12 protein-coding genes are annotated in these 14947 nt (G+C 42.9%); 3 read left to right on the top strand and 9 right to left on the bottom strand.

Annotated features, from left to right (window positions below; translation table 11 throughout):
- Window positions 1–28: 28 nt before the first annotated feature.
- The 6 genes from HXT53_RS00165 to HXT53_RS00140 all read right to left on the bottom strand — a co-directional run bounded on the left by HXT53_RS00165 (window position 29) and on the right by HXT53_RS00140 (window position 7458).
- Window positions 29–508: a Dps family protein gene (locus HXT53_RS00165; protein WP_180979805.1), complete on the bottom strand. Its 480-nt coding sequence runs from the start codon at window positions 506–508 to the stop codon at window positions 29–31.
- A gap of 50 nt (window positions 509–558) precedes the next feature.
- A complete protein-coding gene (locus HXT53_RS00160) occupies window positions 559–1860 on the bottom strand; it encodes a hemolysin family protein (RefSeq protein WP_421780308.1) in 1302 nt (433 codons plus the stop codon).
- Window positions 1861–1929: 69 nt separating this feature from the next.
- Window positions 1930–2760 (bottom strand): TIGR03943 family putative permease subunit, encoded by an 831-nt coding sequence (locus HXT53_RS00155; RefSeq protein WP_004113975.1) that lies wholly within the window; start codon window positions 2758–2760, stop codon window positions 1930–1932.
- A complete protein-coding gene (locus HXT53_RS00150) occupies window positions 2757–3860 on the bottom strand; it encodes a permease (protein ID WP_048730943.1) in 1104 nt (367 codons plus the stop codon). The genes HXT53_RS00155 and HXT53_RS00150 overlap by 4 nt, the downstream gene beginning before the upstream one ends.
- Entirely contained in the window at window positions 3854–4513 is a 660-nt protein-coding gene (locus tag HXT53_RS00145) for a carbonic anhydrase (RefSeq protein WP_004573595.1), read from the bottom strand. Before HXT53_RS00145 ends, HXT53_RS00150 begins: the two co-directional genes overlap by 7 nt.
- A 188-nt stretch (window positions 4514–4701) precedes the next feature.
- Window positions 4702–7458, bottom strand: coding sequence for a phosphoenolpyruvate carboxylase (locus HXT53_RS00140; RefSeq protein ID WP_004116485.1), 2757 nt, complete (start codon window positions 7456–7458; stop codon window positions 4702–4704).
- A gap of 193 nt (window positions 7459–7651) precedes the next feature.
- On the opposite strand from HXT53_RS00140, the gene HXT53_RS00135 reads away from it, so the two are divergent.
- Window positions 7652–9424 (top strand): threonine/serine ThrE exporter family protein, encoded by a 1773-nt coding sequence (locus HXT53_RS00135; RefSeq protein ID WP_020759674.1) that lies wholly within the window; start codon window positions 7652–7654, stop codon window positions 9422–9424.
- A gap of 134 nt (window positions 9425–9558) precedes the next feature.
- Here the strand turns inward: HXT53_RS00135 and trpS are convergent, their stop codons facing one another.
- Window positions 9559–10650: a tryptophan--tRNA ligase gene (trpS, locus tag HXT53_RS00130; protein ID WP_246943469.1), complete on the bottom strand. Its 1092-nt coding sequence runs from the start codon at window positions 10648–10650 to the stop codon at window positions 9559–9561.
- Window positions 10651–10806: 156 nt separating this feature from the next.
- On the opposite strand from trpS, the gene HXT53_RS00125 reads away from it, so the two are divergent.
- Window positions 10807–11214 carry a DUF3073 domain-containing protein gene (locus HXT53_RS00125; RefSeq protein WP_004113981.1) on the top strand — a complete coding sequence of 136 codons (408 nt, stop codon included), beginning with the start codon at window positions 10807–10809 and terminating at the stop codon, window positions 11212–11214.
- Window positions 11215–11268: 54 nt separating this feature from the next.
- Here HXT53_RS00125 and HXT53_RS00120 read toward each other — a convergent pair whose 3' ends face one another.
- Complete coding sequence (locus tag HXT53_RS00120; RefSeq protein ID WP_004113983.1) at window positions 11269–11712, bottom strand: sterol carrier family protein; 444 nt, start codon at window positions 11710–11712, stop codon at window positions 11269–11271.
- 276 nt (window positions 11713–11988) lie between these two features.
- Here HXT53_RS00120 and HXT53_RS00115 point away from each other — a divergent pair, with 276 nt between their 5' ends.
- Entirely contained in the window at window positions 11989–14472 is a 2484-nt protein-coding gene (locus HXT53_RS00115) for a glycogen/starch/alpha-glucan phosphorylase (protein ID WP_421780304.1), read from the top strand.
- A 199-nt stretch (window positions 14473–14671) separates the two neighbouring features.
- On the opposite strand, the gene HXT53_RS00110 is transcribed toward HXT53_RS00115, so the two are convergent.
- The gene (locus HXT53_RS00110; protein ID WP_004113993.1) at window positions 14672–14884 is read right to left on the bottom strand and encodes a hypothetical protein; all 213 of its coding nucleotides are present in this window, start codon (window positions 14882–14884) and stop codon (window positions 14672–14674) included.
- Window positions 14885–14947: the final 63 nt, after the last annotated feature.

Raw genomic sequence — 14947 nt, 5'->3', positions numbered from 1 at the left:
AAGCGTGTCGCAAAATTATTCTACAAAATTATTCTAAATGACTGCGCATAAACCACTGGAACTTTTCAAGCTGCTGAACATGGTCTTGAATAATGTTTGAGCTAACAATATCGAGATTATCAAGCTGAGTAATAGCATTTCTATCGTCCGCAATCATATCGTTGTAATACTCAATTAATGCTTGCAAATACTCTTTGGTGGACTTTCTGCCGCTAAGAGAAAAACGCTTCCAAGTGCGCGAAGCTACAACATCGTCTGCGCGACCAAGTGGGGATCCACCAAGCGTTGCAATTCGCTCAGCTGTTTCATCGGCTTGAGCTAAAACTTCTGCAACCTGAGGATCAAGCATTTCATGAACTGCAATAAAGTCTGGACCCGTGACATTCCAATGTGCATGCTTTAAAATTAAAGCAGCTTCCTGCTCGTGACTTAAGCGATTCTGCAAAATATCGATTGCTTTCTCGCTAGACGATTCATCAAGACCTGGCACAATATGAGTTAAAGCCATATTAGTATCCTCCATTTTTTGTTTATTTTTGTTTAATTTTATTCAAATCTTTAATTTACTTCGGTTTTTCTGACTTCAATCGTAGCTATTCTACGCCCATCAACCTCCGTAACTGTCATATCGTAGCCATCCGCATCGTGCAAAATAGCTCCAACCTTGCCCATGGAGCCAGTGTGAGCAAGGAAATAGCCTGCAACAGTTTCATAAGGTCCATCCTCTAGCTCAATTCCAGTCACATCTGCGAAATCTTCTATAGTCATTCCACCGTCAACTGTAGCAACCCCGTTTACAAACACAGTAGCTTTACTATCACGCTTCAAATCTGACTCGTCTGGCAAATCGTATTCATCTCTAATATCTCCAACCAATTCCTCGGTCATGTCTTCAAGAGTCACGATGCCATCCGTTCCGCCATACTCGTCAATAACAACAGCAAGATGTATTCCGCGTTTTCTAAGCAGCTCCAAGCTTGGAAGCAATTTAGACGTTCCAGGAAGACTTATTCCTTCTCGAGTTACATCTGCAACTGTTTTAGCATTAGGATCTCTAACATCTAACAAATCGCGTACATGCACAAATCCAATAACATCGTCAAAATCTTTGCCTGTTACAGGATATCTAGAATATGGCAATTCTCTAATTTTTGCAGCAGCTTCTTCAAGACTTAAAGATCCGTCCAAAAACTCAACGTCTGCACGAGGACGCATAACTTCGGCAACAATCGTTTCAGAAGCATCAAAAACATCGTCTAAAATTGTTCGCTCATCTTGGCTAAGCTTTTTATTCGAGTTAACTAAAACACGTAGCTCTTCGTCGGAAACTTCACTTTCCTTTTCGTTTGGATCGAATCCAAGAAGTCTCACAAAACCGTTGGTGTTCTTAGCAATCAACCATATTAAAGGCTTGCATATTTTGGAGAATATATCTACTGCTGAAACAACTGCTCGAGCGATTTGCTCAGAGCGCTGCATTGCTATTCTCTTTGGCACAAGTTCAGAAATTACTATTGAAAAATACGATATTATAAGCGTTAAAACAATAGTCGTTAATGGTCCAGCAACATGATCTGGAACTCCCCAAGACTTTACAATTGGCACAATATGAGGCGCGATTGCAGATTCGCCAAAAGACGCCGAAAGAAATCCCGAAAGCGTAACTCCGATTTGAAGAGTGGAAAGAAAAGTGTTTGGATCTCGAGCTATTTTTGCAACTCTTTTCCCACGAGCATCCTGCGTTTCCATGCGGTCTAATTGCGACGATCGCAAATTAACAAGCGCAAGTTCGGTTGCTGCAAATATGGAACCAAACAAAAGGAACACAACAATGAGTGCAATGTTAAAACCCAACGACATACTTGCTATCTTAGTTGAATTTAACATATATAAAAAGCTTTGTGCTTAATATCGGAATAATATACACAATCAGGTTCTATAAAAATAACCGGATGGAGCTTTACTTATCTCTTTAATGGATTCAACTTTAAGAACCACACCTTTGTGTGAATATCCACTAACACCAATATTCCCAAGTGAGATATTAGCTTTTACAATCACCCATTGGTGATTTTTAAATCGTAAGTTTTTAGAAAAATCTGCAACAAACCCAAACGGAGACATATCTAGAATGCAGCAAGACATAAATTGTCTAGATATGCGAACCTGATTTTTAGAAAGCGTGTTTTCTCGACTTATAAAACCTTTTACCACAATTTCATATCCCTGGTATTTCTCTAAATTATGGTCAATTTCGTCATACCAATTTCCAAAATCATCGTCTGAAATAATAATTTTTTTATTAGCTACGTCTAGTCCTCTTAAAGTTTTTTTATTATTTTTACGATTAGACGCGATTGCTATTGCGCGCCCAGAGGCGTACTCGTCAAAACCTGCAGACTTTGTAAAACCTTGATCTAATGCTGATTTTGACATTTGAAGTGGAATTAAAATCACGAGCATTGGAATTATTAGGGAAACAAGAATGCGTTTAGAATCTTTTGCAAAAACTGGAATAATACCAAAAAGCGAGCAAATTCCCAAAACAAAAAGCAAAATCGCAGCAAAAATAAGGTATACGAATGCGCGCGGAGTGGTAAGGATTGTGTAGCATCCGCTTAATGCGCTCCACATTAGTGTGGCTGAAAAGCAAATCAAACACAACGATTGCGCAATATGAGCAAAAGTAATTTTATGCTTAGTTTGCTTGCAATCTGCATTATTACAATCAACATTGCATACAACATTTACACTACTCATAGCATCACACCCCATGCAAGGTGAACAAGAAGCGCTGCGAGTAAGCAAATAACAACAATAGTTGCTGTTAGACGTATCACAAATTTCCCTTTAAAATCTTCAATAAGCATAAGAGTGTTTTTTATGTCTAGCATTGGCCCAAAAAGCAGAAAAACAATTACTGAACTCATTGGAAGAGAAGCAGCCAAAGAGCGCGCAATTACTGCGTCGGAGCTTGAACATAAGGAGCTTGCGTATGCTATTAGCATCATTGCTGGAATCGCCACAAAAACTGTTGTTGTGTTTATTTTTGATGCAGGATCTGCGCCAAGCCAAACGCGAATAATCGAAGCTACAGTTGTTCCAAACAATATTATTGGCATTAATCGCATAAAATCCGCATAGACGTGATGAGCATAAATTTTTAAATGATCTTTAAAACTTATTAAAGGCCCATCATTATTGTCAAAATCACATGAATCACATGTTGATCCACATGATTTTATGAAAAATTTTTCCCTTAAAACTTGTGATTTTACAGGAAAAATCACAAAACTAATTCCCACTAAAAGAGCCACACCAACACCCAAAGCCACTCGAGTCACAGCAACTGCTGGAACGTCCGCAAATGCGTACCAAGTAGCCCAAATAGAAACAGGATTTACCACTGGCACAGCGCATAGAAATGTCACAGCACAAGGCAATGGCAGCTTTCGCGCAACAAGACGAGAAAACGTTGGAACAACAACACAATCACATACTGGCACACAGACTCCAGCAAGAATTGCAGCCAAAAAGCCGTTTGCAATAGACTTTGGAGCGTGTTTTTCAATAAAATCTGCCGTAATCCACGTTTCTACAGCAGCAGAAACAAGCACGCCAATTAGCGTAAAAGGAACAGCTTGTAAAAGCAGCCCAGCAACACCCATAATAATAGTGTTTACAGGCATCCAAGGGTTGCGCGCTTGCAACGCTGGAAACATTGCAATAATAAGAGCTACAAGAGGCACTCCTGCAATCAAAAAAAGATAGTTTGCAGAATTTGCTTGTTTTGCTTTACTTGCTTTACTTGCTTTTTCTACTTGGCTCGCTGTTTTTGCTTCAGTTTCTGTTTTTAGCATGACAACACTTCCACCAAGCCGTCACTCATTCGATACCTTGCTCCAACAAGCATCAAAGCGTCTTTGAAAACAGCTTCGCGAATTATTTGTGATTTTTCACAAATTTCAGCCAAAATATTAGACACGTGAATACGTTCAATATCATCTGTATCTAAATTTTCCTCAACACCTGCGAGCACAGCAGGCCCTAAAGAACGCAGCAATATTAACTCGCTCGACTCAATTATTTCGCTTGTTTTATCTTCGCCATATTCAGAAACCAGCTTTTGCACGTTCGGCAAAACAGCCTTTACGGCGCCGCAATGCTCATGCCCAAGCACAACCAACACTTTTACTCCCAAATCACTTACAGCGTATTCTAGCGAAGCTATTACGGCATCATCCAACACTTCTCCAGCTGTGCGAACAGAAAAAATATCGCCCAAACCGGCGTCGAATATAAATTCTGGAGCAACTCGCGAATCTGCGCACGAAAGCACAACAGCTCCAGGATGCTGACCGTCAATAAGTTTCATGCGCGATTCTGAATTTACGCCTGCATGCGCTGAATTGCCGTCTGCAAATTTGCGATTCCCTGCAAGCATTGCGCTTAATACCGATGTAGCTAAAACTGAATCTTCATTAGCAAAATCTTCGCTGACTTCTTCTTGCATTATTATCTCCTACACTGGCATTGGCAATATTTTCAGTTGCTTAAAGTTTAAAATTTTTGACTTAGAATATATTGTATCTTTCGTAGTAAATAAGAATTTTGTTTAAGAATATAAGCCTATTATCAAAAAAGCTCCCGTATTGCAATTCGCAAATACGAGAGCCTTCTTGATTCAGTAATTTATTAAAATCATCCAGTGTTTTGCAAGCCTGCAGCAACACCGGAAACAGTGCAGAGAATCAGGTAGATGAACTCTGCTTGCTGGCTTTCGCTCAATTCTTCCTTATCCACCTTGTTGCGAAGCTTATGCAAAGCAAGTGACTGAATTACAGAAAGCGCGTCCACGTAAGGCGAGCGCACGCGAATCGCTTGACCAAGCACATGACGATGTTGCAGCGGCCACTTGTCACCAACAATTTGCAAAACCCACTTGCGCGTAAGCTGCATTTCCGAAAGCACTTTATCGCTTAAATCTTCGCGATCTCCAAGGCTTAGATACATGCGAGCAATTCGCTCGTCTGTTTTAGCCAAAGACATCTCAATATTGTCAATAAAAGTACTAAACAGCGGCCATTCTTCGTAAGCTCTGCGCAAAGTTTCCAAGTCGCCAAACTTTTCGCAAGCTGTACCCAAGCCGTACCACGCTGCCAAGTTGATTCGAGCTTGCGCCCAAGAGAAAACCCACGGGATTGTGCGCAAATCGTCCAAAGACTTTGCACCAAGACCGCGCTTTGCAGGGCGAGATCCGATTGGGAGCAAACCAATCTCACTAAGCGGAGTAACGGTTGAGAACCAAGGCGTAAAGTCATCTGTTTGAAGCAAATCAATAAAACGATTATGCGCTGCAACATCAAGCTTTTGAGCCATATCCGCATACTTATGAGTCATTTCCGTGTTGGTTTTCTCAACGCTTGGAGCAGATTGAAGCAAAGTTGCTGCAGCTACTGATTCCAAGTGACGAATGGCAAGAATTGGGTTTCCGTAGCGAGCAAAAATAACCTCACCTTGTTCAGTAAGCTTAAATCGGCAATTTACTGAACCAACTGGTTGAGCAAGAACAGCACGGTTTGCAGGACCACCGCCTCGTCCAACAGCTCCTCCTCTGCCGTGGAATAGTGTCAAATCAATGTCATGATCTTTAGCCCACTGTGCAATACGTTCTTGAGCAGAATGTAATGCAAGTGTTGCAGAAGTAGGACCTGCGTCTTTGGAAGAATCGGAGTAGCCGAGCATAACTTCCATCTTGCGACCAGTAGCCTTCAGTCTAGCCTGAACTTCTGGAATCTTAATGATTTCCTCAAGAACATTAACCGAATTCTGCAAATCTTCTAGCTGCTCAAAAAGTGGTATCACGTCAATTGTTGGAGCATCCTGTGGATGCGCAAACGCAAGGCGATTAAGCTCAAATACATCGCGAACATGCTGAGCAGACTTTGCAAACGAAATAATGTAACGGCGAGCCGCTCGCATTCCATTTCGCTTTTGAATTGCTCCAAGCGCGCGGAATGTGTCTAGAACTTCGCGAGTCATTGGCTGAAGCGGTCCACGCTCCCCGTGCAAACCATGTTCGCGAATATCTTCCAAAGCGCGCGAATGCACGAGCGAATGCTGACGGAACTCCATTTCCACCATGTGGAATCCAAAGGTTTGCGCCTGCCAGATCAAATCCTGCAATGGTCCATATGCTGCTCGAGCATCTCCAGCCTCAGCAAGCGAACGTTGCACTATTCGCAAATCTTCAATGAACTCTTCGCAAGAATGATACATCAAGTCTGTATTGCGGCTAATCGTGTGGTGTAGTCGATCTGCCATCACAAGCATAACGGCTCTATGCGGCTCGCTGTTAGATACGTCGGACGCGTTTTCAGTGAGCTGCTCGCTCATTTCCCTCTGGCGGTTCCAAAGTTCCAGCAGCTCAACGCTTGGAGGCGTTGTGCGTGTTTCCATAGTCAGGCATTTGCCAACTTCGCGCGTGCGTTCTTCCAGCGCTTTCAAAACGTGGTTGCTAAACTTGCTCGCAACCTGCCTACTTACCTTTGCTGTAACGTTTGGATTTCCGTCTCTATCGGATCCAATCCAGCTTCCTGGGTGGAAGAATGCTGGGCATCGCGGTGGCACTAATCCAGCTTTTTTGCCCAAAAGCCAATCGTCAAATCTGCGATAAACCAACGGAATTGTGTTGAATAATGTTGCGTCGAATATATCGAGTATTGTGTCTGCTTCTTCAACTGGTGTTGGTTTTTTAAGAGCAATAGGCGAGGTGCGGAGCAATGCGTCTATCTCGTTGTATAGACGCCTGTAGTTTTCGCGCTTGTCTGATCCTCCTAGCCTATTGTGTTTGCTTAGAAGCTTTGATATTCTGCGGATTTTACCAGCTACAGCTTTTCGTCTCGCTTCGGTTGGATGCGCTGTGAAAACTGGATGGAATTCAAGTTTATTTAGCAGTTCCTTAGCTTGCGCAGGGCTCATTTCCGTGAGCAACTTGTGGTATGCGCATGTTAGCTCGTTAACTGGGTCTACGGGATTAGATTCTTCTACTTCGCATTCGCGTTGGTGCAGCACGGAGACCCTGTAGTTTTCTTCGCACAGGTTTGCTAAGTGGAAGTATGTAGCAAACGCACGCGCAAGAAGCTGCATATCTGGCAAATCCATGCCGTTGATTTTTTCTACAGCTTTGTTTAGCCCGTCGTCTTCTGTTCCTTGTGCATCAACCATTTGTGCGAAGTGTGCTGTGCTTGCGTTTACTGCGTTTAATCGCACTTCGTCGAATACGGTTAATAGTTTTTCATCAAATTCGCCTAATACATCGCGCAGAATATGTAAGCATAAATCCATGTCTTGCTTAAGCGATGCTGGCAGTTCGCGCTCTTCAGGTCCTTTTCTTCCTAGTCCAGACGTAACTATTGTTGCGTCTGCTGGAGTAACCTGTTGATTTTGAGTTGTCATCAGACCTCCTTGTGCTAGTCATAAGGTTGCTTGGTCATTTGACTTCCGCGGCTCCTCCGCGGTTATTTAGGTCAAAAGTTGCAAGCCCACAGCCTTTGTTCCCAGCGAGATTCCAAAATAATTGTGAACCGACCTTAGGACTGATTTTTTCTATAAATTTCTTATAGGCTACGCGCTGCGTATACTAAAAATTGTGAGCATAGAAGAGAATAACGCTGATAGTAATTCAAACAGTAATATAGGCAATACTCCACAAATACTTTCGACTGGTCATATAGTAGGAAAGCCTTCTGGGCGCTTTCAAACGCACGCGATTCCGCTAGATATGGAAGATGTTGAGCGCGATTGGGATAAACCAGTTACGGAAGCTGGGATTGCAGCAAAATCCAGCATTATTATTCGAGTTGGCGCTTTAGGTTTAGGCGCAGGAACTGGAAGCTACCGCGTTCGCGAGCTTATGCACCGCGTTGGCGAACCTATGGGTGTAAATGTTCGTGCAGACGTTAATTTAACCGATATTGAGGCTACTTGCACAGATAAGCATGAGCGCATTACCGAAGTTGTTGATCTGCCTACTACTGGCGTAAATACGGAGAGAATTTGGCTTCTCGAACATTTTGCAGATTGGTTTAACGTTAAACTTGGAAATGATTCCTTATATCATTCAAAGGCAGCTGTTTCTAAGGAGTTGGTGGACACTCTTCAAGCTAGCAGCAATGAGAATGCGATTGTTCAAACAGCTAAGCAGTCGGAGGAGCACGCTGCAAAAGTCGAAGAAAAAATGGCAATTCAAGAGGCGATTCGCAAAGAAAAACCTCGCGGGATTTTTGCGCTTCAACCAGAAAGAACGTATGCTGAGCATTTTTCTCACGTTCAAAATGTCAAAAATGTTCAAAATTCTCAAAATAATTTGAATTTAGATCTTAAAAACAATCCGCATAATTCCAATAATCCAAATAATGCTGGCGACTTTTCCGCGCCGCTTACTGTTCGTCAAGTTCACGACCGTCTCGATTTAATTAAAAATCGTAAGCCTCTTTATAAGCCTTGGTTTGCAGGTCTTGCGTCTGCTGTGGCGTGCGCGTCCTTCGCATTTTTGCTCGGCGGCGGCGCTTACGATATGCTTGGTGCTTTTATTGGAGCTGGCATTGGTCATTATGTTAGAAGACGCATGTTTATGCATCATCTAAACCAATTTGTTGTAACGTTTATTGCTGTTGCTGTTGGCGCTTTGAGTTGCATTGCTTCTCTTCGACTTGTTGGATGTTTTGATCCTGCTGCTTTGCATCATAATACAGCTTATATTGGCTCTGTTTTGTTTGTAATTCCAGGTTTTCCTCTTATTACAGGCGGCTTAGATATTGCTAAGATTGATTTTCCTTCTGGCATTCAGCGACTTTGCTACACAATGGCGATTATTCTAATGGGTACTCTTGCTGGCTGGATGGTTGCAAGCCTTGTTCAACTTAATCCCCAAGGCTTTACTCCACTGGGCTTAAATCCTTGGCTTAATGCTGTTCTTAGAATGATTACAGCGTTTGCAGGCGTGTGGGGATTCTCCGTTCTGTTTAATTCTCCTCAAAGAATGTGTTTCGTTGCTGGAATAATCGGCGCGATTACCGATACTTTGCGCTTAACTATGGCTGATTTTGGTATTGCTGCAGAAATCGCAGCATTTACTGGCGCTTTGCTTGCTGGTCTTTTGGCTTCCGCTTGGCGATCTGTAGTTCATAGAGGTTGGGCGCCTCAATATTTGGGCTATCCGCGTATTGGTCTTACTGTTCCATCTATTGTGATTATGGTTCCTGGACTTTATATGTATCGTGCAATGTTTTATCTTGGACAGTTTAATACTCTTCCTGCTTTAGATTGGACTTTCCGCGCTTTTATGGTGATTATTTGCTTGCCATTAGGACTTGCTGTTGCGCGAGTTATAACAGATAAAAGCTGGCGATACGACATTTAGTTATATCGAAAATAAAAAGATAAAACGAATAGTATAAACCTAAACAAAAACGCCCAGCGACTACTGGGCGTTTTATTTGTATGCAATCAAGCAAGAATTAATCAGATTTAATTATTGCTAATCAACATTGTTAATCAATACTTCATGTTCATTGCTTCTCGCACTTGATCAAGTGTTTCTTGCGCAATCGCAGCAGCTCGTGCATTTCCATCGTGCAAAATATCTCTCACAGCGTCCATATCTTTTGCCAATTCCGCACGACGCTCGCGGTGTGGAGCAAGGAAGTTGTTTACAGATTCAATAACATACGCTTTTAGTGCTCCTGCACCTGCGTCACCAATTTCTTGCGCAATATCTTTTGGATCTCTGCCAGTAACCAATCCAGCGGTAGTTAAAAGAGCAGAAACCTGTGGGCGAGCCACTGGGTCGAATGTAATTCGACGCTCAGAATCAGTTGGGCTTTTCTTAATCAGCTTCGCTGTTTCTTCTGCAGTTGCGCCCAGCATAATCGAGTTTCCGTAAGACTTACTCATTTTGCGTCCGTCTAATCCTGGGATTTCTGGCGTATCCGAAAGAATCGCAGCTGGCTCTGGGAAAACAGGATTCTTCTTTGCATAACGCTCGTTAAATCTGCGAGCAATCGTGCGCGTAATCTCAATGTGTGGCAAATTATCTTTTCCAATTGGCACAACATTTGCTTTACAAAACAGAATATCGCAAGCTTGATGCACTGGGTACGTAAGCAAAAGTCCTGTTAAAGCATGACCCGAAGCCTCCATTTCGGCTTTAACAGTAGGATTTCTATGCAATTCGGCTTCTGTAACTAAAGACAAAAATGGCAGCATAAGCTGATTTTCTGCAGGAACAGCGGAGTGTGTAAAAATCATTGTTTTCTTAGGATCAATTCCAGCAGCCATATAATCAAGAACAAGATTTAGTACATTATCTTCTACGTGTTCAACAGTGTCTCTATCTGTAATCACCTGATAGTCTGCAATAATCACGTTTGTGTTTACGCCAAGATTTTGCATTGCGACACGCTCACGTATCGAACCGAAGTAGTGTCCTAAATGAAGTCTTCCTGTCGGCCTATCTCCTGTAAGCATTGTAAAGGAGCTAGGATTTGCTTTTAGCTTCTCAAGCGTTGCGTCTGAACGTTTTTGAGCTGCTACAAAGCTTGCACTTATTTCATTTCCAGCTGCCGTAACTTGTGCTTCTTCTGACATTTCTAACTCCTTACGCACGCGATTTTTCTTGCGATTTTTAAGCCTAAAAATATGGCTTTTATCGTAAAAGTCCACTCAGACAATATACTCGGTTGCGGCACAGTGGTACGCTCTTGTGTGATGAATTGATTGTTTCGGTAAATTAGAGGGGGTCAGATGGGCCGCGGACGACAGAAGGCAAAGCAACAGAAAATTGCCCGTAAGCTCAAATACCTGACGACCGATACGGATTATGACGAGCTTGCTAAGGAGCTTAATACTCACGAGCCTGGTCAGGGATCCTTCGATCCGTTTGAATCTGATAATTATGATGAATCTAAAGATTATCTTGATAAGGAAGAAGATTCGTCTGATTTTGCTGATGATAGCGATTCTAAAGACGCTAATGAAGAGCAAGACTCGTGCGATTCTGTTCCTTGCAACGATGACGATTTAGACGATTACGCTAAGTGGGCTGCTGAAGCAGCTGCGTCTGCAGCTAACAAAGATAAATCGTCCGGCAATTCTGGCACGGTCCACCACCATATTCCTATGCCTATGCCGAATTTTATGCATAAGAAGTAATTTAAAAATAATAAACAAGTAATTGTTTAATTAAATTGTTGAATTAAATTATTCTCATGCAAGAGATTTTGTGAGTTCGGGCAGCAGATTGCTTAGGTTATCTCGCTCTCCAATTGCACTTATATTGCCAATTTGCTGCTCGTAATTCCATTTTGTTATTCCACAGGAAAGCCGCAACCAAACATCTGGGTCTAGTTCTATAACATCAGGCGGCGTTAGATTGTGTGGATCTGATTGTGGACCTTCTAGGATTTTTATAGCTCCCCAGGGCGCTACTCTTACCTCTACAGCAAATCCAGGCGCTATTGATTCCAAAACATAAAGAGAATACCTAACAGCCATTGCTTCATCATCTCTACTAACTTCAAGAATTTTGCTGTTAATACATGTGAAATTTTCCTTATCTTGCAGAGATTTCACATACGCCTTCGCCTTATTTTCCCATAATTTAAATGATTCTTTAGCGCGATTTATATCTTTTTCTCTTATAACTGTCATATTTGAATTATCTCATGAATTACATGACTATTATCTGTATTTTTAGTAGCGTTTTATTAAAGCTAAATCAAAGCTAGATAAAAGTTTAATAAAAGTCATATTGTGAATAATTCTTAATAAGTGTTTGGGGTTGTGATATCATCAACAATGAAAACGTGTGCATTGCCGCGTACCGTCTTGTTAAGTGCAATTTGGCGCGGCTACAACCAACATAATCAGGGGTTGCTATTCGCACATTTTAGGTAAATATATTATTCACGGCACAAGGAGTCAAATATGACTAAACACGTCGCGCCGAAAGCCAAGACAACTGCGGCGACATTTGCCAAAGAACTTCAAGAACATCTGAAGTACACTCAAGGTGTCACGCCAGAACAGGCCACTACGGCTGATGTGTATGTTGCCGCTGCTACCGCGGTCCGTCGCCACTTGATGGACTCTTGGATGCAGACCCAGCATGACATGATTAACGGCAACACCAAGGCTGTGGGCTATTTGAGCGCAGAGTTCTTGATGGGCAAGCAGCTTGAGAACGCTTTGCTTAACGCTGGTCTTACTGACCAGTTCAACAAGGCTGTAACTAAGCTTGGTTTCGATCCAAAAGCTGTTATCGATGCTGAGTATGAGCCAGGTTTAGGTAACGGCGGTTTGGGTCGTCTCGCAGCCTGCTTCATCGATTCGCTCGCCTCTATCGGCGTACCAGCATTTGGCTACGGCATCCAGTATCGTTACGGAATTTTTAAGCAGCGCTTCGACGAAGATGGTAAGCAGGTAGAAACCCCTGATTACTGGCTTAGCAACGAAGAGCCATGGGGTCACATCGATTACGGTCGAGATCAGCGCGTTAACTTCGGCGGCGAAGTTGTTGAAGAAAACGGTAAGCGCGTTTGGAAACCAGATTGGTCTGTTCGCGCAGTTCCAGTTGATTACATGGTTCCAGGATACAACTCTGGTCGCGTAAACACTCTTCGCTTGTGGACTGCAAAGTCTTACGATGAATTTGATTTGCTCACCTTCAACAAGTCTGAGTACTTGGATGCTGTTAAGCCACAGGTTGCAGCAGAAAACATTTCTAAGATTCTTTACCCAGAAGATTCCACTCCAGAAGGCAAGGCTTTGCGTCTTGAGCAGCAGTACTTCTTCGTAGCTGCTTCTATTCATGATGCTATCCGCGTATTCTATCCAGGTCAGGATAAGCCGGATCTCACCACCTTCCCAAGCAAGATCAACTTCCAGTTGAACGATACTCACCCAGTTATCGGTATTCCAGAGCTTATGCGCGTTCTTATGGACGAGTACGGCTACGATTGGAACACCGCTTGGGGCATTACCACCAAGACCTTCAACTACACTTGCCACACGCTTCTTCCAGAAGCTTTGGAAGTTTGGCCAGCAAAGCTTATTGGCGAACTTTTGCCACGCCACCTTGAGATTATTCAAGGAATTAGCGAGCAGTTCCGCAATGAGCTTCGCGGTAAAGGCGTTGCTGAGGATCAGGTTGAGCGCATGCGTATCGCTACCGACGCTGACGAAAATGGCGAAGGTGCTGTAGTTCGCATGGCTTACTTGGCTACCTACGGTGGTTCTTATGTTAACGGTGTTGCTGAGCTTCACTCTGAGTTGTTGAAGGATGTCACTTTGAAGGACTTCTCCAGCGTTTACCCAGATAAGTTCAAGAACGTTACTAACGGCGTAACTCCTCGTCGCTTTGTGCGCTTGAGCAACCCACGCATGTCTGCCCTTATTACTGAGGGCTTGGGCACTGACGCATGGCAGGGTGATTTGGAGCTTCTTGAAGGTTTGAAGCCATTGGCTGACGATCCAGCATTCGTTAAGAAATTTGCTGAAGTTAAGAAGCAGAATAAGCTTGCCTTTGTTGATTTTGCAAAGCACAAGTATGGCTTTGAAATCAACCCAGACACTATGTTTAACACCATTGTTAAGCGTTTGCACGAGTACAAGCGCCAGTCCATGAAGATCCTCCAGGTTATCTCCACATACGCTGGAATCAAGAATGGCACAATCGACGTAGACAAGATGCTTCCACGCACCGTGTTCTTCGGCGCTAAGTCCGCTCCAGGCTATGCTATGGCAAAGCTTACGATTCAGCTCATTAACAATGTTGCTCGCGTTGTGAACAACGATCCAGCATGCAAGGGCAAGCTCGCAGTGTTCTTCCCAGAGAACTACAACATTGAACTTGCTATGAACTTGATTCCTGCAACCGATTTGGATGAGCAGATTTCTCAGGCCGGTAAGGAAGCTTCCGGTACTGGTAACATGAAGTTCGCTTTGAACGGTGCTTTGACTGTTGGTACTCTCGACGGTGCAAACGTTGAGATTCGTGAACGCGTTGGCGCTGAGAACTTCTTCCTCTTTGGTATGACTGTTGACGAGGTTGAGAAGCTCTATGCTGAAGGCTACGATCACGGCGACTCCCGCAAGTACTACGAGTCTGATCCTCGATTGAAGACTGCTGTAGACATGGTTGCTGACGGCACATTCTCCAATGGTGACAAGAGCGCGTATGAGCCACTCGTTAATGATTGGCTTACTCACGATTACTTCATGGCAATGGCTGACTTTAGCTCTTACATGGATATTCAAGCTCAAATTGAGGAAACTTACCGCGATCCTATGAAGTGGGCTCGCATGGCAGTTTTGAACGTAGCCAACTCTGGTTACTTCTCTTCTGATCGCTCTATCGAAGATTACCTCGATCGCATTTGGCACACTGGCGCTCTTCCAACTGCTGAATAATTATGTAAAAGCATTTTAAAAATTGCTTTAATAAAAAGGCTGTGACTAGCGTTTGTTGGTCACAGCCTTTTTTATTTATAAAAATAATTAAAAATAAATATCAAAATAAAAAAAAATAAGGTGTGAAACTATGCACTATAAGTGCAGAACTTCACACCTTATATAGCTAAAAATCTGAGTATAAGAATTTTAATTCTATCTAAGCCTCAACTGGCTTAGCTACTTCAGATTCTTCCTTATCTGTTTTTTCAGCACCTAAATCGATTGGTGAAGAGCTGTTCTCCCATGGCTGCTCCCATGGATCATAATCAGGATTATGCTGCTTGTATACATACAATGCTGCAATACCTGCGAGCAGTGCTCCAAAGAGCAGTGCAAAGAACTTCCAACCGCCAGAGGACCTGTTCTCCATGATGGCTCCTTTCGTCAAGCTGACCTGCTCGTCCAAGTCAACAATTTATATCGAGTTTCACTC

It is taken from the genome of Gardnerella sp. KA00390 (assembly GCF_049244075.1).
GTDB lineage: Bacteria > Actinomycetota > Actinomycetes > Actinomycetales > Bifidobacteriaceae > Bifidobacterium > Bifidobacterium vaginale.
Note: the sequence above shows the minus strand (reverse complement) of the source record. Positions and strands in the feature narration are given on the sequence as shown.

What these genes read in the sequence shown, in the direction of transcription:
- HXT53_RS00155 (WP_004113975.1), bottom strand. Translation starts at nt 2,760, where the DNA reads ATGAGTAGTGTAAATGTTGTATGCAATGTTGATTGTAATAATGCAGAT.
- HXT53_RS00110 (WP_004113993.1), bottom strand. Translation starts at nt 14,884, where the DNA reads ATGGAGAACAGGTCCTCTGGCGGTTGGAAGTTCTTTGCACTGCTCTTT.
- HXT53_RS00150 (WP_048730943.1), bottom strand. Translation starts at nt 3,860, where the DNA reads ATGCTAAAAACAGAAACTGAAGCAAAAACAGCGAGCCAAGTAGAAAAA.
- HXT53_RS00125 (WP_004113981.1), top strand. Translation starts at nt 10,807, where the DNA reads ATGGGCCGCGGACGACAGAAGGCAAAGCAACAGAAAATTGCCCGTAAG.
- HXT53_RS00160 (WP_421780308.1), bottom strand. Translation starts at nt 1,860, where the DNA reads ATGTCGTTGGGTTTTAACATTGCACTCATTGTTGTGTTCCTTTTGTTT.
- HXT53_RS00165 (WP_180979805.1), bottom strand. Translation starts at nt 508, where the DNA reads ATGGCTTTAACTCATATTGTGCCAGGTCTTGATGAATCGTCTAGCGAG.
- trpS (WP_246943469.1), bottom strand. Translation starts at nt 10,650, where the DNA reads ATGTCAGAAGAAGCACAAGTTACGGCAGCTGGAAATGAAATAAGTGCA.
- HXT53_RS00115 (WP_421780304.1), top strand. Translation starts at nt 11,989, where the DNA reads ATGACTAAACACGTCGCGCCGAAAGCCAAGACAACTGCGGCGACATTT.
- HXT53_RS00140 (WP_004116485.1), bottom strand. Translation starts at nt 7,458, where the DNA reads ATGACAACTCAAAATCAACAGGTTACTCCAGCAGACGCAACAATAGTT.
- HXT53_RS00145 (WP_004573595.1), bottom strand. Translation starts at nt 4,513, where the DNA reads ATGCAAGAAGAAGTCAGCGAAGATTTTGCTAATGAAGATTCAGTTTTA.
- HXT53_RS00120 (WP_004113983.1), bottom strand. Translation starts at nt 11,712, where the DNA reads ATGACAGTTATAAGAGAAAAAGATATAAATCGCGCTAAAGAATCATTT.